Annotated in this window: 17 protein-coding genes, 1 tRNA gene and 1 pseudogene; 18 read left to right on the plus strand and 1 reads right to left on the minus strand. The window is 64.2% G+C overall.

Going from position 1 to position 19615, the window contains the following annotated elements:
• Positions 1–50: 50 nt before the first annotated feature.
• The 13 genes and pseudogenes from E1742_RS10160 (at position 51) to E1742_RS10220 (ending at position 14008) form a co-directional block, all read left to right on the plus strand.
• Positions 51–485, plus strand: a complete 435-nt coding sequence (locus E1742_RS10160) for an ExbD/TolR family protein (RefSeq protein ID WP_189568439.1) — start codon at positions 51–53, stop codon at positions 483–485.
• A 209-nt stretch (positions 486–694) separates the two neighbouring features.
• Entirely contained in the window at positions 695–1915 is a 1221-nt protein-coding gene (locus E1742_RS10165) for a tetratricopeptide repeat protein (RefSeq protein ID WP_229466685.1), read from the plus strand.
• 184 nt (positions 1916–2099) lie between these two features.
• Positions 2100–3090 (plus strand): annotated as a pseudogene (locus E1742_RS10170) (bifunctional riboflavin kinase/FAD synthetase).
• 61 nt (positions 3091–3151) lie between these two features.
• Positions 3152–6010, plus strand: coding sequence for an isoleucine--tRNA ligase (gene ileS, locus E1742_RS10175; RefSeq protein WP_134384765.1), 2859 nt, complete (start codon positions 3152–3154; stop codon positions 6008–6010).
• A gap of 98 nt (positions 6011–6108) precedes the next feature.
• The gene (gene lspA / locus E1742_RS10180) at positions 6109–6615 is read left to right on the plus strand and encodes a signal peptidase II (RefSeq protein ID WP_134384766.1); all 507 of its coding nucleotides are present in this window, start codon (positions 6109–6111) and stop codon (positions 6613–6615) included.
• A gap of 25 nt (positions 6616–6640) precedes the next feature.
• Positions 6641–7858 carry a bifunctional phosphopantothenoylcysteine decarboxylase/phosphopantothenate--cysteine ligase CoaBC gene (coaBC, locus tag E1742_RS10185; protein WP_134384767.1) on the plus strand — a complete coding sequence of 406 codons (1218 nt, stop codon included), beginning with the start codon at positions 6641–6643 and terminating at the stop codon, positions 7856–7858.
• Positions 7858–8307: a dUTP diphosphatase gene (gene dut / locus E1742_RS10190; protein ID WP_134384768.1), complete on the plus strand. Its 450-nt coding sequence runs from the start codon at positions 7858–7860 to the stop codon at positions 8305–8307. Before coaBC ends, dut begins: the two co-directional genes overlap by 1 nt.
• 22 nt (positions 8308–8329) lie before the next feature.
• Positions 8330–9430: a M48 family metallopeptidase gene (locus tag E1742_RS10195; protein WP_134384769.1), complete on the plus strand. Its 1101-nt coding sequence runs from the start codon at positions 8330–8332 to the stop codon at positions 9428–9430.
• Positions 9427–9831, plus strand: a complete 405-nt coding sequence (locus E1742_RS10200) for a surface-adhesin E family protein (RefSeq protein WP_134384770.1) — start codon at positions 9427–9429, stop codon at positions 9829–9831. The genes E1742_RS10195 and E1742_RS10200 overlap by 4 nt, the downstream gene beginning before the upstream one ends.
• 52 nt (positions 9832–9883) lie before the next feature.
• On the plus strand, positions 9884–10903 hold the full coding sequence (locus E1742_RS10205; protein WP_134384771.1) for an XdhC family protein: 1020 nt from the start codon (positions 9884–9886) through the stop codon (positions 10901–10903).
• 259 nt (positions 10904–11162) lie between these two features.
• A complete protein-coding gene (locus E1742_RS10210) occupies positions 11163–12050 on the plus strand; it encodes a DMT family transporter (RefSeq protein ID WP_134384772.1) in 888 nt (295 codons plus the stop codon).
• Entirely contained in the window at positions 12047–12943 is an 897-nt protein-coding gene (locus tag E1742_RS10215; protein ID WP_134384773.1) for a DNA-3-methyladenine glycosylase family protein, read from the plus strand. The genes E1742_RS10210 and E1742_RS10215 overlap by 4 nt, the downstream gene beginning before the upstream one ends.
• A 54-nt stretch (positions 12944–12997) precedes the next feature.
• Positions 12998–14008: a MerR family transcriptional regulator gene (locus E1742_RS10220; RefSeq protein ID WP_166793458.1), complete on the plus strand. Its 1011-nt coding sequence runs from the start codon at positions 12998–13000 to the stop codon at positions 14006–14008.
• Between the two features lie 793 nt (positions 14009–14801).
• Here E1742_RS10220 and E1742_RS10225 read toward each other — a convergent pair.
• A tRNA-Met gene (locus tag E1742_RS10225) sits at positions 14802–14878 on the minus strand.
• A 234-nt stretch (positions 14879–15112) separates the two neighbouring features.
• Between E1742_RS10225 and E1742_RS10230 the strand changes: the two genes are divergently transcribed.
• From E1742_RS10230 to E1742_RS10250, 5 genes are all read left to right on the plus strand, one after another.
• Positions 15113–15700 carry an NUDIX hydrolase gene (locus tag E1742_RS10230; protein ID WP_134384775.1) on the plus strand — a complete coding sequence of 196 codons (588 nt, stop codon included), beginning with the start codon at positions 15113–15115 and terminating at the stop codon, positions 15698–15700.
• Entirely contained in the window at positions 15697–16425 is a 729-nt protein-coding gene (gene aat / locus E1742_RS10235; protein WP_134384776.1) for a leucyl/phenylalanyl-tRNA--protein transferase, read from the plus strand. The genes E1742_RS10230 and aat overlap by 4 nt, the downstream gene beginning before the upstream one ends.
• A 128-nt stretch (positions 16426–16553) precedes the next feature.
• Entirely contained in the window at positions 16554–17282 is a 729-nt protein-coding gene (locus tag E1742_RS10240) for an arginyltransferase (protein ID WP_134384777.1), read from the plus strand.
• A 51-nt stretch (positions 17283–17333) separates the two neighbouring features.
• Positions 17334–18377, plus strand: coding sequence for a quinone-dependent dihydroorotate dehydrogenase (locus E1742_RS10245; protein WP_134384778.1), 1044 nt, complete (start codon positions 17334–17336; stop codon positions 18375–18377).
• Positions 18378–18385: 8 nt separating this feature from the next.
• Positions 18386–19432: an aldo/keto reductase gene (locus tag E1742_RS10250; RefSeq protein ID WP_134384779.1), complete on the plus strand. Its 1047-nt coding sequence runs from the start codon at positions 18386–18388 to the stop codon at positions 19430–19432.
• Positions 19433–19615 lie beyond the last annotated feature (183 nt).

Below are 19615 nucleotides of genomic sequence, written 5' to 3' on the forward strand. Positions count from 1 at the left end.
CGGCCATGGCTTGTTCGTGAGCCGGGCAGTCTTCTATAAGGAACACACCCATGAGTATGAATGTCGGTTCGGGCAGCGCAGCACCAAACGCTGATCCGGAACCAATGATGGAAATGAACATGACACCGCTCATCGACGTGATGCTGGTGCTGATCATTATGCTGATTATTACGATTCCGAAGGCGAACCACTCGGTTAACCTGAACATGCCGGTGGGTACCCCGCCGCCACCGACCAAAGAGCCGGTGGTTGTTCAGATCGACGTGGACTTCGACGGCACGATCCTGTGGGATGGCGCCGTGGTTCCGGATCGTGCGCAACTGGAACAGAAGCTGATGAACGTGGCGGCACAGGGTGATCAGCCGGAAGTGCACCTGCGTCCCAACAAGCTGGTCAACTACGAGTCCGTGGCAGGCGTGATGGCTGCGGCCCAGCGTCTGGGTGTCACCAAGATCGGTCTGGTCGGCAACGAGCAGTTCCAGTAAATGGAAAGTCGGAAGTTCCCTGCCATCGCGGCAGTGACTCGTTGAAGCGCACGCCGTATGCACTTCGTGCAGCGTGCGCTTCAGCTTCCGTCACAGCCTGGCACGGATCGTGCAATCGATGGCAGAGCTTCCTGGAGTGCGTCTCTTTATTTTCCCCGATAGGCAGGTTATCCTGCCTATTCGTTTTTTTGATGAAAGAAATCTCGCCTATGTCCAAGTTCCGTCTCGCTCATCTCGGCCTTGCAATGGCCGCCCTCGGTTTCTCCGCAGCAGCGCCTATGGTGGGTCTGGTGCCGGCAGCGTACGCTGCCGACACCGTGCGTGCCGAAGTGGGCAAACCACTGCAGGAAGCGCAGCGCCTGGTGAGTTCAGGCAAGGCCCGCGAAGCGCTGACCAAGCTGCAGGCTGCCGACGCCGTTAGTGGCAAGAGCGACTTCGAGAAATACCAGATCGAACGCGTACGCGCCGCCGCCGCCGCCAGCGCTGGCGACAACGCGACCGCCATCCGCGCATTCGAGACCCTGATCAACTCGGGCCGCCTGTCCGCTTCGGAAAAGCCGAAGTTCACGGAAGGCCTGGCCGGCATGTACTACCGCGCCAAGGACTACCCGAAAGCCATCACGTGGATCCAGAAGTCGCTGCAGGACAACCCGAACAACGCCACGATGAAGCAGCTGCTGACGCAGACGTACTTCATCAGCGGCCGTTATGCGGAAGCGGCGAAGGAACTCTCGCAAGGCCGTCAGTCGGAAGAAAACCTGCAGATGCTGGCCAATATCCAGCTCAAGCAGAACGACAAGGCAGGCTATGTGCAGACGCTGGAAAAGCTGGCCGGCCAGTATCCGAAAGCGTCGTACTGGGCCGACCTGCTGAACCGCGTGCAGGGCAAGCCTGGCTTCTCGTCCACCTTGAACCTGGACGTCATGCGCCTGAAACTGGCACTGGGCCAGTTGTCCAAGCCATCCGAGTTCATGGAAATGGCCCAGCTGGCACTGCAGGCCGGCAACGCGCCTGAAGCCATCAAGATCATCGATCAGGGCTACAAGAAGGGTGCACTGGGCACGGGCACGGATGCCGCACGTCACCAGCGCCTGAAGGATCTGGCGAACAAGACGCTGGCTGACCAGACGGCCAACCAGGCCACCCAGGAAGCCAACCTGATCAAGGAGAAGGACTCCGACGGCCTGTTCAACATGGGTTATGCACTGACCTCCGGCGGCAAGGCCGACAAGGGCATTCCGTTGATGGAGCAGGCGATGAAGATCGGTACGCCGCGTCGTCCGGAAGAACAGAAACTGCACTACGGCATCGCTCTGTTCAATGCTGGCAAGAAAGCCCCTGCACTGGCCGCACTGAAGAACGTCAAGGGTACTGCCGGCGAAGCCGAACTGGCCCGCTACTGGACGCTGTACATCAACAACCCGATGTAATAGCGACAACAACACCGGCCCGGCCGGTTTTGTCAAAGCGCCCCTGCCCCGCAGGCGGCGCTTTTTTCGTTTACGGGGTCGCAACGGGGCCCCGCTGGTGCGCTGCGGCATTTCCATATGTGAATTGGTCAAACAATCCGTATAATCGCTGGTTCAGGCAACAGGATTCGAGCTCGACACCCTCATGAAGGTATTTCGCGGACTACCCAACGCAGCGGCGCGCGCGCCCTGCGCTCTCACCATCGGCAACTTCGACGGTGTCCATCGCGGCCATCAGGCGCTGCTGGCACGCGTGCGCGCCGCGGCGAAGTCGCTGGGCCTGGAAGCGGCAGTCATGACGTTCGAGCCACACCCCGCGAATTCTTCGCGCACAAGGCGGGTGACATGTCGAAGGCGCCGCCCCGCATCGCCAACCTGCGCGACAAGCTGGGCTCGCTCGCCACGAACGGCATCGACCGCGTCATCGTCGAACACTTCAGCGACTCGTTTGCCTCGCTGTCCCCCAGGACTTTACGGAACGCGTCCTGGTGGACGGCCTGCACGTCAAATGGCTGATGGTCGGCGACGACTTCTGCTACGGCGCCCGGCGCGCCGGCAATGTCGCCATGCTGATGGAAGCGGGCCGCCGGCACGGCTTCCACGTGGAGGCGCTGCCGACGGTAATGAACGGCGACATCCGCATCTCGTCCTCCGCCGTGCGTACGGCGCTGTCGCAGGGCGACTTCGGCCAGGCGGAGCAACTGCTGGGCCACCCTTACTCGATTTCCGGCCACGTCATCCACGGCGCCAAGCTGGGCCGCACCATCGGCTATCCCACGCTGAACCTGCGCGTGCCGCACCGCCCAGCGCTGGGCGGCATCTTCATCGTCCAGGTGCATGGCCTGGCCGACGGGCCGCTGCCGGCCGTTGCCAGCCTGGGCGTTCGTCCCACCGTCGAGGATGCGGGCAGGGTGCTGCTGGAAGTCCATATTTTCGATTTCGCCGGCCACTGCTACGGCAAGCAGGTCAAGGTTGAATTCCTGCGCAAGATCCGCGACGAGGAAAAATTCATCGACCTGCCCACCCTGACGGCCGCCATCGACCGCGACGCCGCCGAGGCGCGTGCCTTCTTTGCCGCCCGCGGCACCCACGTGGAAGAGCGCAGCGGCGCCATCACGGCCACCGACCGAATTTGAGTGGCGCAAGCCCCCTGCTGCCCCGTCACTCACCAATACACGTACCAGAGAAACTACCGACATGTCCGACAACAAAGCCAAGAAGGCCGAGAGCAAATATCCGGTCAATATGACCGAAACGCCATTCCCCATGCGAGGCGACCTCGCCAAGCGCGAACCGGGCTGGGTGAAACAATGGCAGGACAAGAAGATCTACCAGCGCATCCGCAAGGCTGCCGCCGGCCGGCCGAAGTTCATCCTGCATGACGGCCCGCCGTATGCCAATGGCGACATCCACCTGGGCCACGCCGTCAACAAGATCCTGAAGGACATCGTCGTCAAGTCGCGCACGCTGGCCGGCTTCGATGCGCCGTACGTCCCGGGCTGGGACTGCCACGGCATGCCGATCGAGATCCAGATCGAAAAACTGTACGGCAAGAACCTGCCGACGGCCGACGTGCTGACCAAGGCGCGCGCCTACGCGCTGGAACAGATCGACAAGCAACGTGCCGGCTTCATCCGCCTGGGCGTGCTGGGCGAGTGGGACAACCCGTACATGACGATGGCCCACGGCAACGAAGCGGACGAGCTGCGCGCGCTGGGCAAGCTGCTGGAAAAAGGCTACGTCTACCGCGGCCTGAAACCCGTCAACTGGTGCTTCGACTGCGGTTCCGCGCTGGCCGAGGCGGAAGTGGAATACCAGGACAAGCGCGACCCGGCCATCGACGTCGGTTTCCCGTTTGCCGAACATGACAAGCTGGCGGCCGCCTTCGGTCTGGACAAGCTGCCGGGCGAGCGTGGCTTTGTCGTCATCTGGACGACGACGCCATGGACGATCCCGTCCAACCAGGCACTGAACGTGCACCCGGAAGTGACGTACGCGCTGGTGCAGACCAACCGCGGCGGCGACATGCTGATCCTGGCCGCCGACCTGGTCGAAGCCTGCCTGGCACGCTACAAGCTGGAAGGCACGGTCGTTGCCACGACGACAGGCGCCAGGCTGGAAAACATCCGCTTCAAGCATCCGCTGCACGCGCGCGACGCCTTCTACGACCGCTACTCGCCCGTCTACCTGGCCGACTACGTGACGACCGACAGCGGTACCGGCATCGTCCACTCGGCGCCCGCCTACGGCCTGGAAGACTTCATTTCCTGCCGTCAGCATGGCATGAAGGATGACGACATCCTGACGCCGGTGATGGGCGACGGCAAATACGCGTCGACCCTGCCGCTGTTCGGCGGCATGACGATCTGGGAAGCATCCAAGCCGATCTGCGAGGCGCTGCGCGAAGCCAATGCACTGTTCGAACTCAAGATGTTCGACCACAGCTACATGCACTGCTGGCGCCACAAGACGCCGATCGTCTACCGCGCCACGTCGCAGTGGTTTGCCGGCATGGACCTGCAGCCGATCGACGGCGGCCCGACCCTGCGCGAAACGGCGCTGGAAGGCATTGCCGCCACCAAATTCTTCCCCGACTGGGGCCAGGCGCGCCTGCACGGCATGATCGCGAACCGTCCGGACTGGACCCTGTCGCGCCAGCGCCAGTGGGGCGTCCCGATGGCGTTCTTCGTCCACAAGGAAACGGGCGAGCTGCATCCGCGCACGCCGGAGCTGCTGGAACAGGTGGCGAAACGCATCGAAGCCGGCGGCATCGACGCCTGGCTGGCGCTGGACCCGGCCGAGCTGCTGGGCGACGACGCGGCCATGTACATGAAGAACAAGGACACGCTGGACGTCTGGTTCGATTCCGGCACGACGCACCAGACGGTGCTGCGCGGCTCGCACAAGGAGCAATCCGCGTTCCCGGCCGACCTGTACCTGGAAGGCTCGGACCAGCACCGCGGCTGGTTCCACTCGTCGCTGCTGACGTCGTCGATGCTGAACGGCCGTCCACCGTACAAGGCACTCCTGACGCACGGTTTCACCGTCGATGGCGAAGGCAAGAAGATGTCCAAGTCGCTGGGCAATACGCTGGCACCGGACAAGATCTCCAATTCGCTGGGTGCGGACATCCTGCGCCTGTGGATCGCGTCGACCGACTACACGGGCGAGCTGTCGATCTCGGAAGAAATCCTGAAGCGCGTGACGGAATCGTACCGCCGCCTGCGCAACACGCTGCGCTTCCTGCTGGCGAACACGTCGGACTTCGATCCGAACACGAATGCCGTGGCCATCGACGAGCTGCTGGAAAGCGACCGCTACGCGCTGGCCAACCTGGCCGTGCTGCAGGCGTCCGTCGAGCAGCATTACGAGAACTACGAGTTCCACCCGGTCGTCTCGAAGCTGCAGAACTACTGCTCGGAAGACCTGGGCGGCTTCTACCTGGACATCCTGAAGGACCGCCTGTACACGACGGCCGTCGATTCAAAGGCGCGCCGCTCGGCGCAGACTGCCTTGTGGCACATCACGCAAAGCCTGCTGCGCATGCTGGCGCCCGTGCTGACGTTCACGGCCGAGGAAGCCTGGGCGAACTTCGCCGGTGCCGAGGCATATGCCGCGTCCGACGAAACCATCTACACGCAGACGTGGTGGCAGCTGCCGGCCATTGCCGACAGCGAAGCGCTGCTGGCCAAGTATGCGGTGATCCTGGCCGTGCGCGCCGACGTGACGAAGCGCCTGGAAGACCTGCGCGCGTCCGGCGCCATCGGCTCGTCGCTGCAAGCCGAGCTGGAGATCCGCGCATCGGGCGACAAGTACAACCTGCTCGCCAGCCTGGGCGACGAGCTCAAGTACGTGTTCATCACGTCGCTGGCGAAAGCCGTCGAAGCGGCCGCCGGTGAAGCCGAGGCGGTCAGCGTGGCAGCGTCGAACGACGCCAAGTGCGAGCGCTGCTGGCACTACCGCGCGGACGTCGGCAGCCACGCCGACCACCCGACCCTGTGCGGCCGCTGCTACAGCAACCTGTTCGGCGCCGGCGAACCCCGCAAGTACGCCTAAGCAGCAAATCATTGCCAAGAAAACCGGAGCCTGTCACCGGTTTTCAAAAAAACCGGTGACAGGCTCCGGTTTTTTCTAAACCCTTCAACCGACGTCCCATGGCCAAGAGCAAAAAAACATTTTCCAGCAAACCTTCCGGCAGCCTCGTTCCATGGCTGGGCATTGCGGCGTTGATCATTCTGATCGACCAGCTGACGAAGATCACGATCACCAAGCTGTTCACCTATGGCGAGGAAAAAGTGATCACGAGCTTCTTTAACCTCGTGCTGGCATACAACAAGGGCGCCGCGTTCAGCTTCCTGTCGAACGAGTCCGGCTGGCAGCGCTATTTCTTCACGGCCATCGGCATCGGTGCGGCGCTGTACATCGTTCACCTGCTGCGCAAGCACGCCGGGCAGCGCATGTTCTGCTGGGCACTGGCTTTGATCCTGGGGGGCGCCGTCGGCAACGTCATCGACCGCGTGCTGTACGGCCACGTGATCGACTTCCTCGACTTCCACTGGCGCGGCGTGGGCCACTTCCCCGCCTTTAACGTGGCCGACAGCGCCATCTGCATCGGCGCCGCGCTGTTCATCCTGGACGAACTGCGCCGCGTCAACAAATAGCGTCATCAAGCCAACCGGAGAGCAAATGGAACTGACGGGTAAAAAGATTGTCCTCGGCCTGTCCGGGGGCGTCGCCTGCTACAAGGCGGCCGAGCTGTGCCGTGCGCTGACGAAACAGGGCGCCTCGGTCCAGGTCGTGATGACGGATGCGGCGCTGCACTTCATCACCGCCGTGACGATGCAGGCGCTGTCCGGCAAGCCCGTGTATTCGAGCCAGTGGGATCCGCGCGTGGGCAACAATATGGCGCACATCGACGTCACCCGCGACGCCGATGCCATCGTCATCGCGCCATGCTCTGCCGATTTCATGGTCAAGCTGGCGCACGGCGTCTGCGACGACCTGCTGTCGACGATGTGCCTGGCGCGCCCACGCCACGTGCCGCTGCTGGTGGCGCCGGCGATGAACGTCGAGATGTGGACCAATCCGGCCACGCAGCGCAACGTCAACCAACTGCGCGAGGACGGCATCTGCCTCGTCGGCCCCGCCGCCGGCGAGCAGGCATGCGGCGAAACCGGCATGGGCCGCATGCTGGAACCGGAACAACTGCTGGCCGAGATCGTTGCCGCGTTCCAGCCCAAGATCATGGCCGGCAAACGCATCCTGATCACGGCCGGCCCCACCTTCGAGCCCATCGATCCGGTGCGCGGTATTACCAATCTGTCGTCCGGCAAGATGGGCTACGCCGTAGCGCGCGCCGCCCGTGAGGCCGGTGCCGAAGTCACGCTCATTTCCGGCCCGACGGCCCTTGCCACGCCGTTCGGCGTCACCCGCATCGACGTGCAAAGCGCGCAGCAGATGATGGACGCGGTCAACCGCAGCATCGACGGCCAGCACGTTTTCATTGCCGTGGCGGCCGTGGCGGACTGGCGCGTCGCCAATCCCAGCACGCAGAAGGTCAAGAAGACCGAATCGGGCGTGCCCGTGCTGCAGTTCGAGGAAAACCCGGACATCCTGGCGACGATCGCCGCGCGCACGACGCTGGCCGGCCATCCGTACTGCGTCGGCTTCGCCGCCGAATCGGAAAATCTGGTCGAGTTCGGCGCCGCCAAGCGCGAACGCAAGGGCATCCCGCTGCTGGTTGGCAATATCGGTCACCAGACATTCGGCGCGGACGACAACACGATCATCCTGTTCGACGAGCACGGCCATACGATCCTGCCGCGCGCGGACAAGCTGAGCCTGGCACGTCAGCTGATCTCCGAAATCTCCAAACGCATCAACAAACACTCGCTGTTCCAATAATGAAATCCATCGACGTCAAGATCCTCGACCCGCGCATGAAAGACCAGCTGCCGGCCTACGCAACCCCTGGAAGCGCCGGCCTCGACCTGCGGGCCTGCCTGGACGCGCCCATCACCATCGAGCCGGGCCAGACAGTGCTGGTGCCCACGGGGCTGGCAATCCACATTGGCGACCCCGGCTATGCGGCAATGATCCTGCCACGCAGCGGCATGGGGCACAAGAACGGCATTGTTCTTGGGAATCTGGTAGGCTTGATCGATTCCGACTACCAGGGTCAGCTGATGGTGTCGACGTGGAACCGGGGTCAGCAGAGCTTTACGCTGAACCCGATGGAACGTCTGGCCCAACTGATCGTCGTGCCCGTCCTGCAGGTGGGCTTCAACGTGGTGGAGGAGTTTGGAGACAGCGCACGAGGCGAAGGCGGCTTCGGCAGCACCGGCAAACACTAAAAACAATATGAAGGAAGGATACATGGCAGGAGCCGTCATCCCACGCATCACATCAACCACGCGGTCTGGTCTGGCCGCATTGACGGTGGCCCTGCTGCTTTCGGCCTGCGCTACAACGGCCCCTCCTTCCCTGCCGCCCGTCGTCGATACGGGCCCGGCCGAACCGCCCGCCCCGCTGGTCACGCCGCGCATGATGGCCGCACGCGACGCCGTACGGTCGATGGTGACGTTGCAGGACCGCCTGTATCGCGTGGCGGCGCCGCTGCTGATCAACAATGCCGAGCTGTGCCGCACTCAGGCGCGCAGCCTGCTGGGCTTTACCGCGAAAAACAAGTGGTCGTACCCGGGCGAATACGCCGATGCCGCCGAGGCGGTGCTGGGCTATGGCGATACGCTCCAGGTGTCCGGCGTGCTGGCGGGCAGCGGCGCCGCCCGCGCCGGCCTGCGCAAGGGCGACGAACTGATCGCCGCCGACGGCAAACCGCTGCCCACGGGGCGCGGCGCCGAAACCCAGGCTGCCACCGTGTTCGGCCCGCTCGTCTCGAAGCGGGCACAACTTTCCATGACGATCACCCGCGGGGGGACCAACCAGGTACTGAAGGTGCCCGTCACGCGCGCCTGTGCCATCCGCGTCGACCTGGGCAATGCCGACAACGTCAATTCCTATGCGGACGGCACGCGCGTGGCCGTCACGCGCGGCATGATCGACTTCGCCCAGAACGACGAAGCCATTGCCTACGTGCTGGCCAAGGACATCGCCCACAATGTGCTGGGCCACCCGGGCAAGCTGCGCAGCACGGCAACGATCGGCAGCATGATCGACAACCTGACGTCCGTGCGGCCGGATCTGTCGCTGCTGATCGGCACGTCCGGTATCCGGCCGGTCCCGGCGCATATGGAAGTGGCGGCCGATACGCTGGCGCTGTACATGCTGGCGCGTGCCGGCTTTCCGATCGAGCGCTACAAGACGTTCTGGTTGCGCCTGGCCGCCCAGTATCCGTCAACCGTACTGAACGGCTACATGGCCATCCATCCCAATATCGCGCAGCGCACAACGGCCATCGACAAGACGATCGCCGCCATCCGCAGCAAGCAGTCCGCGCGCAAGCCGCTGGTGCCGTGAACGTCCGTTCCGCCCTCCCTGCCCTGTTGCTGTGCAGCCTGACGCTGCCGGCGCAGGCCGCCCCGTGGACAAAAGTACGCACGGACAAGGACGGAACGCTGTACGTCGACAAGGCGTCGATCAGCAAGGTCGACGGCGGGCGCAAGGTGTGGACGCTGGAATCGTTCCGCAAGCCGCAGTCGGCGCCTGACGGCAAGCTGTACCTTTCCGTGCGGGCGCACCAGCTGTACGACTGCGAGGCCCGGACGGTCACCCTGCAGGCGCAGCTGTTCTATCCGGAGGCGATGGCAAAGGGCGAGATCGTGGGCAGCTACAAGTTCGAGGCATTCGACGCGGAAAACGTCGAACCCGGCAGCCGCTACGACGGCGCCTTCAAGCTCATCTGCGGACGCCGCAAGTAGCGCCGCCGGCGTGTGCCGACGTGTTCCCGGGCGCCATAGTATAGTCTGGTCCATGGACAGCATCGACCTCGAAGTTCTCAAAACCAGCGCAACATGGATCGCGGCGGGACACCGCTGCGAACTCGTTACCGTCATCAAGACCTGGGGCTCGAGCCCCCGCCCGATCGGCGCCACACTGGCCATCTGCGACGACGGCCGCGTCGTCGGCTCCGTCTCCGGCGGCTGCATCGAAGACGACCTGATCGAACGCGTGCGCAACGAAGGCATCACGCGCACGCTGCCGGAAATCGTCAGCTACGGCATCACGGCCGACGAGGCACACCGCTTCGGCCTGCCTTGCGGCGGCACCATCGAGCTGGCTATCGAACCGCTCGGGCCCGGCAGCCGCATCGGCGAACTTCTCGCAAGACTGGAACAGCACCAGCTGGTCGAGCGCCGCGTCGACCTGCGCACGGGCGCCGTCACGCTGGACAAGGCCGCGGCCGGCAGCGTGCTGACGTTGAGCGACGACGCACTCGTCACGCAGCACGGCCCGCGCTGGCGCCTGCTCATCATTGGTGCGGGACAGCTGTCGCGCTTTGTCGCGCAGATTGCCAGCGCCATGGATTATCACGTGACCGTCTGCGATCCGCGCGAGCAATACCGCAGCGGCTGGACGTTGCCGGACGTGCGGCTGGTCCATGCAATGCCGGACGATCTGGTACAGGAAATGCGGCTGGACACGCGCAGCGCCGTCGTCGCGCTGACGCACGACCCGAAGCTGGACGACCTGGCACTGATGGAAGCGCTGAAGTCGGACGCGTTCTACGTGGGCGCCATCGGCTCGCGCGCCAACAACGCCAAGCGGCGAGAGCGGCTGCTGCAGTTCGACCTGACGCCATCCCAGCTGGACCGCCTGCACGGGCCGATCGGGCTGTACATCGGCAGCAAGACGCCGTCCGAAATCGCCATCTCCATCCTGGCCGAAATGACGGCAGTGAAAAACGGCGTCCCGCGCGAACTGCAGGTCAACCACGCCGCGGCGCTGGAAGCCCCCGGCACGGCCGCCTGCGCCATCACGATGCAGACTTAATTCAGAAGCAAGAACCGGCTGGCGCCACCCCAACATTCGGGTGACAATACTGCACTGCCCGTGACAACATCGGGGTCAGGCACGAAAACTGTCACGGCCTCGACAGAATGCCAAACCTGGCAGAATTCGCAGAGTTTGCGCCCCGCCGGCAGGTGGGCCGTCGGCTACACAGTCTGCCCCAGCCACCAAGGCCGAGCTTGTGACAACATCTGTGCCTGACCCCGATGTTGTCAACAAGCTCGACAATTACAACGATCCTATGTCCACAGCTAACTTGCTCCGCCTGTTCCTGCTTGCCGCCATCTGGGGTGGCTCCTTCCTGTTCATGCGCATTGCCGCGCCGGTGCTGGGGCCGGGCTGGCTGATCGAACTGCGGGTGGTGTTTGCCGCGCTGTTCCTGGCCGCGATCGCGCTGATGCTGAAGAAGTCGCTCGATTTGCGCCGCTACTGGAAGCACTACGCCATCCTCGGGCTGTTCAATGCCGCGATTCCGTTCGTGCTGTTTGCGTATGCGGCAAAGACGCTGTCGGCCTCGCTGCTGTCCGTGCTGAACGCCACGGCGCCGATGTGGGCCGCGCTGATCGCCGCCGTGTGGCAGCGCCAGATGGTGACGCCGCGCGTGCTGCTCGGGCTGGTGCTGGGGACGGCCGGTGTCGCCTTGCTGGTCGGCACCGACCGGCTCAGCACCCAGGACGGCGCCCTGCTCGCCATCGGCGCGGCGCTGCTGGCGCCGTTCAACTACGGCATCGCGACCGTCTACGCGAAGTCCGCCCCGGCCGTGGAGCCGTTCTCGAACGCCCATGGCAGCATGTGGGCGGGCGCCGTGCTGACGTTACCTGCGCTGTTCATGTTCCCCCAGCCGGCGATGCCGTCCACCGGCATCCTTGGCGCGGCCATCGCCCTGGGCGTACTGTGCAGCGGCGTCGCCTACCTGCTGTATTACGGCCTCGTGCGCGACGTCGGCCCTACCTCCGCACTGACGGTGACGTTCCTCGCGCCGCTGTTCGGCATCCTGTGGGGCACGGTGTTCCTGCAGGAAGCGGTCGGCTGGACGACATTGGCTGGCGCCGGCATCGTGATCGCGGGCACGATCCTGGTCACGGGCTACCGCCCTGCCTGGAGCCGCGCCGCCAAAGCCGCCGCATGACGGCATCGTTCGACATCGTCCTGCCGCCCGGCTACCGGGCCGGAGACGTGCTGCGCTTCCACAGCCGCGATACGGAAAACGTTGCCGAGGAAGTCACGCCGGCATTGCTCCGCAAAGGCGTGATGCTGGACGGCGTTCCCGTCGTGCTGACGGCGCCGTTGTGCGACGGCCCCGGCCCCATCGTCTGCCAGGGGCACGCCGACGGCGAGTTGACGCCAACATTGCGCCAGCACATCCACGACGCTCTGCTGAACATCCTTGGCCTGCGCATCGATCCCGGGCCGTTCCTCGATGCGGTCCGCGCCGATCCGCTGATGGGTCCGCTGGCGCGGCGCCGGCCCGGCCTGCGCATCGTGCAGTCCGCCACCGTGTTCGAAGCGCTGACGTGGGCCATCATCGGCCAGCAGATCAACCTGTCCTTTGCCATCGCCCTGCGCCGCACGTTCATCCTGCAGGCCGGCCGACAGCACAGCAGTGGCCTGTGGTGCTACCCGGAAGCGTCCGACGCGGCCCGCCTGACGTCCGATGCTCTCACCAGCCGGAAGTTTTCGCGCGCGAAAGCGGACACCCTGCTGCGGTTCGCCGGTCTCGTCGCCAGCGGCGCGCTGGACCTGGCACCCGGCCCTGACAACACCATCGAACATATCGGCCAGCGCCTGCTGGCGATCAAGGGGATCGGCCCGTGGACGGTCAACTACGGGCTGCTGCGCGGCTACGGCCATGCCGACTGCTCGCTGCATGGCGACGTGGCCGTCCGTGCCGCGCTGCAGCGCATGCTGGGCGGCGACGCCCGGCCGGACGTCGCCCGCGCCGAACAATTATTGCAACGGTATCAACCGCATCGTACGATGGCGGCGGCTCATCTGTGGGCCAGCCTCGCGCCTGAAGAATAGCTTGACCCTGACGCAACGTCAGGCTTCAGGATGGCACCAGATGACGGAGCGACCATGCTGAAGATAGGACAACTTGCACGACACGCGGGCCTGACGGTCCGCACCCTGCACCACTACGACAGCATCGGCCTGCTTTCGCCATCCGCCCGTTCCGACAGCGGCTACCGCCTGTACAGCCGCGACGACGTCGCCCGCCTGCATCAGATCCAGGCGCTGCGCTCGTTCGGCATCACCTTGGCCGATATCGGAACCTTGCTGGCTGGGGCCGGCGTTTCCTCCCTTTCCATCGTCGACCGCCAGCTGGCCGCCCTCGACCGGCAGATCAGCGAAGCGGCGCGGATGCGCGAGCAGCTAAAGCGTATGCAAAAGCAACTCGCTACGGGAGAAACACCGGATCTGGCTTCCTGGCTGACCACACTGGAGCATATGACCATGTACGAGAAATATTTTACGCAGGACGAGCTGGCGAATCTGGCGCTGTATCACGACGTTAATGTGAAAGCGGAATGGCGCACACTGGTGGACGAAGTGGCCGCGTTATCAGCCGCCGGTATTGCGCCCGATAACGCGGCGGCAAAATCGGCCGGGATGCGCTGGATCGAGATGCTCGAGCGTGATACCAACGGCAGTCCGTCCTTAATGGCAAGGCTCAATATCATGCATGACAGCGAACCGGCATTGCAACAGAGCACGGGTATTACACCAGCGATAAGGGACTTTATCGGCCGCGTCATGGGCGAAATTAAGTTGGAAGCCTGGTCGCGTCACCTGCTTCCGGACGAGCTGGAGCAAATGCGCCGTCATCAGGCCACCCGTGCAAAAGAGTGGCCGCCGTTGATCGAATCGGTCAGTCGCCAGATGCAAGCCGATCCGTCCGCGGCGTCCGTCGATGCCGCAATACTGGGCGGGCAGTGGATGTCCTTATTCCACGATATGGTCGGCAACCGCCCGGAGACCATCGCCCGGTTCCGAACCGCGATTGAAACCGAACCGATGCTGCGCATCGGCCGCGGGATGACGGATGAGATGCTCGCCTGGCTGCGTCAAGCCTTGCACCGGGACTGAGACAGGCAAACAGGGCCGTATCCACCCGGAGCCCGAAGCAGCCGATGGTTTGTTCTTGTCAGGGTAGAACAGGCAATACGTGCCGATAGCCGTTTTGACCTGGTAGATCTGCGCCGGATCGTTGGGGGCACTGAACAATTCAACCCGGGCGGCTTCGTACCATTTCAGGGGTACGGCCAGATGGGCGGCGAGAAATGCGTCGTCCAGCTTCTTTCGCAGCGATTTTCCCTCTGCGCCCGATAACAGGTTTTCGCCAGGAGGTCGCATATCCCGGTCGATTTTCCCCGCCATTCCGATCAGCGCAGCCGTATCGATGACGGCCGCCTCTGTTTTAGTCTCGACCGTATCCGGCCCTGGTGGTTCCATCATGACAGCGGCCGGCACAGGGGCCTTGCGCGGTTTATCCGCCACCCTATGCGCCGGCCTGGCGATAACATTGCCTGGAACCGGGGGAAGAGGAACCGTCTGCTCCGCTCTTGCAACCGGCGCAATAAAGACGATATCGATGCGGCCCGCGCTGCTGCCCCGATCCCGCAGTATGCGTTGGCCCAACATTACCAGCGCTAATAGCAGATGGAAAAGAATGATCAGTGCCAGCGCCAGGGCCCGTGCGCGGGCACCTGAGTAAACAGCGGTCATCGTTGTCCCTTTATGGTTTTATTACCGGATAACTGAGAGCAGTTTAACCGGCCAAACCATAAAACAGCTGTTGGTAAAAAAATATTACAAACAAATAATGCGGAGGACGAAAAAAAGCCGTCATCGCTTGCGCAGATGACGGCTTTCTAAAATTTGGTTGCGGGGACAGGATTTGAACCTGTGACCTTCGGGTTATGAGCCCGACGAGCTGCCAGACTGCTCCACCCCGCGTCTGATGAACGTATTATAGGACACGCCGGGCGATTAGGCAATATCAATCCGCACTTCCCGTACGATAGGACCGGTTTATCCGTCAGCAGGCACCTTGCGCACCGATGCGCCAGTACGCGACGGACGCCAATCAGTGTAAAGTAAGCATCAGACAACCGGGCCTCGCCAGCGCCCGGGGCCGCGCCATCCGCCGGCCCCGGGCGCTGACGGGGCCCACCCAACTTCACGAATGTTATGAAATTCTGTTCCGAATGTGCTCACCCGGTCGAGCTGATGGTGCCGCCCGGCGATAACCGTCCCCGTTATGTGTGTCCCCAGTGCGCCACGATCCACTACCAGAACCCGAAGATGGTGCTCGGCACGGTTCCCGTCTGGGAACGCGACGGCGAACCGCAGGTCCTGCTGTGCCGGCGCGCCATCGAACCGCGCTACGGCTACTGGACGCTGCCGGCAGGCTTTATGGAGAACAGCGAAACGACTGCCGCCGCCGCCCAGCGCGAGACCGAGGAGGAAGCCGGCGCCAATATCGAACTGGGTCCGCTGTTCGCGCTGATCAATGTGGCGCACGTCCATCAGGTACATATGTTCTATCTGGCGACGTTGCGCGACCTGGACTTCGCGCCGGGCGAGGAAAGCCTGGAAGTGCGCATGTTCACGGAAAGCGAAATCCCGTGGGACGACCTGGCGTTCCCGACGATCCACGAGACGCTGGCGTTGTTCTTTGCCGACCGGGCCCGGATGCGCGCGCGCGGCAGCGACCATGGATACGGCTTTCACACCCAGGACATCACGCGCCCGATGCGCGCCGCCGGCGAACCATGATTCCCTGGCTCGGCGCTCACACCCCGTTCCCGGACGTCTCCGAGGCACTGACCACCGAGGCGCCGGGGCTGCTGGCCGCAGGCGCCGACCTGTCGCCGCAGCGGCTGCTGATGGCGTACCGCAACGGCATCTTCCCGTGGTTTTCGGAGGGCCAGCCCATCCTCTGGTGGAGTACCGATCCGCGCATGGTCCTGATGACGGCCGATTTCAGGGTGTCCGACAGTCTGAAAAAGACGCTGAAGAAGGTCGAACGGAGCAGCCGTACCGACGGGCGCTGGCAGGTGCGGTTCGACAGCGCGTTCGAGCCGGTCATGCGCGCCTGCGCGGCACCCCGCCGCGATGGTCCGGGCACGTGGATTTCCGAGGAGATCGTCGAGGGATACACCGGCCTGCACGCGCTGGGCTTTGCCCACTCGTCCGAAGTGTGGCTCGATGGCGAGCTGGTGGGCGGCGCCTACGGCGTGTCGATCGGCCGCATGTTCTATGGCGAATCGATGTTCGCGCGTGTGACGGACGCGTCCAAGGTAGCGCTGGCCTACCTGGTCCACTTCCTCAGGCTGCAAGGCGTGGCCATGGTCGACTGCCAGCAGGAGACGGCGCACCTGGCATCGCTGGGCGCGGCGCCGATTCCCCGCAGCGAGTTCCTGGCCCATCTGCGCGAAGCCATCGCGAAGCCGCGCATCCGCAACTGGCAACCCGTGCCGCCGTTCGTCGCCGCCACCTGACGCTCCTTTGGCAGCCGCGCACATGGCTGCAACGGAACGCGTTATGATATGTTTCACAGGCACCGCGCACCGCGCCGGTACCGACGTTTTGACAACGCACCCCAACGCACGCTGATCACAGGTTCTGCATGACGCAGCTAAACGACCTTCCCTTCGCGGCCCTCCAGTTCTACACGACGGCGCCCTACCCTTGCAGTTACCTGGACTCGCGGCAAGCCCGGTCCCAGGTGGCGACACCGTCGCACCTGATCAACGCGGACGTCTACTCCGAACTGGTGCGCAATGGCTTCCGGCGCAGCGGCATTTTCACCTATCGGCCGTACTGCGACGGCTGCCAGGCCTGCATTCCCGTGCGCGTCGTCGCCGACGCATTCGCCCCCTCGCGCGGCCAGCGCCGGGCCTGGGCGCGGCACGAGCACCTGCAGACGGGTGTGGCCACACTGTCGTTCTCGGACGAGCACTATGCGCTGTACCTGCGCTATCAGAGCACGCGCCATGCCGGTGGCGGCATGGACCAGGACAGCCGCGACCAGTATGCCCAGTTCCTGCTGCAAAGCCGCGTCAACACGCGCCTCGTCGAGTTCCGCGAGCCGGACGGCACGCTGCGCATGGTCAGCATCATTGACGTGCTGTCGGACGGGCTGTCGTCCGTCTACACGTTCTTCGACCCCGACGTGCCGGGCGCGTCGTTCGGCACCTATAACGTCATGTGGCAGATCGCCCAGGCGCGCGAGCTGGGCCTGCCGTACGTCTACCTGGGCTACTGGATCGAGGAAAGCCCGAAAATGAGCTACAAGATCCGCTTTCAGCCGCTGGAAGCGCGGCGCAAGGGTGTATGGAGCGTGCTGGAGGCCTGAACCCCGCCGGGTGCAAGGTAAAATGGCGGGAATTCACCTGCAGATCCCGTCATGTCCGATAAATTCCTGTATTCCCTGCTTCGTCCCGCACTGTTCTCGATGGACGCCGAAAGCGCCCACCACTTCACCCTCAACAACCTCAAACGCCTGTCGAAACTTGGCCTGCTGCGCGCTGTCGTGCAGCCGCCGAAGCCGGACCCGCGCACGGTCATGGGCCTGCTGTTCAGGAATCCCGTCGGCCTTGCCGCGGGCCTGGACAAGGACGGCGCCTATATCGACGCGCTGGCCGACCTGGGCTTCGGCTCGATCGAAGTGGGCACCGTCACGCCGCGTGCGCAGCCCGGCAATCCCCTGCCGCGCATGTTCCGCCTGCCCGCCGCGCACGGCATCATCAACCGCATGGGCTTCAATAACGGCGGCGTCGACGCGTTTGTCGCCAACGTCCAGTCGTCGCGCTTCTACCAGAGCAAGGCCGGCGTGCTGGGCCTGAACATCGGCAAGAACGCCGATACGCCGATCGAGCGCGCGGCCGACGACTATCTGCACTGCCTGGAAAAGGTCTACCCATACGCCAGCTATGTGACGGTGAACATCTCGTCGCCGAACACGAAGAATCTGCGCCAGCTGCAGGGCGGTTCGGAGCTCGACGGCCTGCTGGCGCAGCTGAAGGACGCACAGGGGCGCCTGGCCGACCGGCACAAGCGCTACGTGCCGCTGGCCCTGAAGATCGCGCCCGACATGGACGGCGAGCAGGTGAAAAACATCGCGGATGCGCTGGTGCGCCACCGCATCGACGGCGTCATCGCCACCAATACGACGTTGTCGCGCACGGCCGTGGAAGGCATGCAGCATGGCGCCGAGACTGGCGGCCTGTCCGGCGCGCCCGTGTTCGAGCTGTCGAACGGCATCATCCGCCTGCTCAAGGCGGAACTGGGCGACGCGCTGCCGATCCTCGGCGTGGGCGGCATCATGCGCGGCGTCGATGCGCAGGCCAAGATCGCCGCCGGTGCCCAGCTCGTGCAACTGTACAGCGGCCTGATTTACGCCGGCCCCGCCCTGGTGCGCGACTGCGCCGACGCCCTGCGCAAATCATAGGAGAACCCATGGAAAAAATCAGACTCGGGCGCACCGACCTGGAAGTCTCGCGCATCTGCCTCGGCACGATGACGTTCGGCGAGCAGAATTCGGAAAGCGACGCGCACAGCCAGCTGGACCTGGCACTGGCGCGGGGCATCGACTTCATCGACACGGCGGAAATGTATCCCGTCATGCCGAGTGCGGCCACGCAGGGATCGACGGAGCGCTTCATCGGCACGTGGCTGAAGAAATCCGGCATGCGCGACAAGGTGGTGCTGGCCACGAAGGCGGCCGGCCCCAATCCGAACACGCACTGGATCCGGGGCGGCAAGCAGAATTTCGACGAGGCGAACCTGCGCGCGGCGGTGGAAACCAGCCTGCAACGGCTGCAGACGGACTACATCGACCTGTACCAGCTGCACTGGCCGAGCCGCAACGTGCCGATCTTCGGCGCCACCGCGTTCGAGCCGCAGAAGGAGCGCGCCAGCGTCGCCATCGAAGACACGCTGGCCGCGCTGGGCAAGCTGGTCGATGAAGGCAAGATCCGCCACATCGGCGTATCGAACGAGTCGTGCTGGGGCGTCTGCGAATTCATCAAGCAGGCCGAGACGAAGGGACTGCCGCGCATCGCGACGATCCAGAACCTGTACAACCTGACGGCGCGCCATTTCGAAACCAGCCTGCTGGACGAAACGTGCTTCCGCGAGGACGTCAGCCTGCTGGCCTACAGCCCCCTCGCCTTCGGGCAGCTGACGGCCAAGTACCACGACAATCCGAAGGCGCACGGCCGCCTGACGATCTTCCCGCCGACGTGGAGCCCGCGCTACCTGCGTCCTTCGGTGCTGTTGGCGGTGGCGCAATACACGCAACTGGCCCGCGACAACGGCCTGACGCCGACGCAACTGGCGCTGGCCTGGTGCTACTCGCGCCCGTTCGTCGCCTCGACCATCATCGGCGCCACCACCCTGGCGCAGCTGGAAGAAAACATCGCCGCGTACACCGTCAGGCTGCCGCAGCATGTGCTCGAAGCGGTGGACGCGATCCACGCCAGTCTGCCGAACCCTGGCCAGTAAGCCGCGCGAAAACCGGAGCCAGGCTCCGGTTTGATCTACCCGCGCAGAAACCGGTGACAGGCTCCGGTTTTTCTGAAGAAAACACCGCCGCGTACACGGTCAAGCTGCCGCAGCATGTGCTCGAAGCGGTGGACGCGATCCACGCAAGTCTGCCGAACCCGGGGCAGTAAGCTGCGCGAAAAC

This window comes from Pseudoduganella plicata (assembly GCF_004421005.1).
Lineage (GTDB): Bacteria > Pseudomonadota > Gammaproteobacteria > Burkholderiales > Burkholderiaceae_D > Rugamonas > Rugamonas plicata.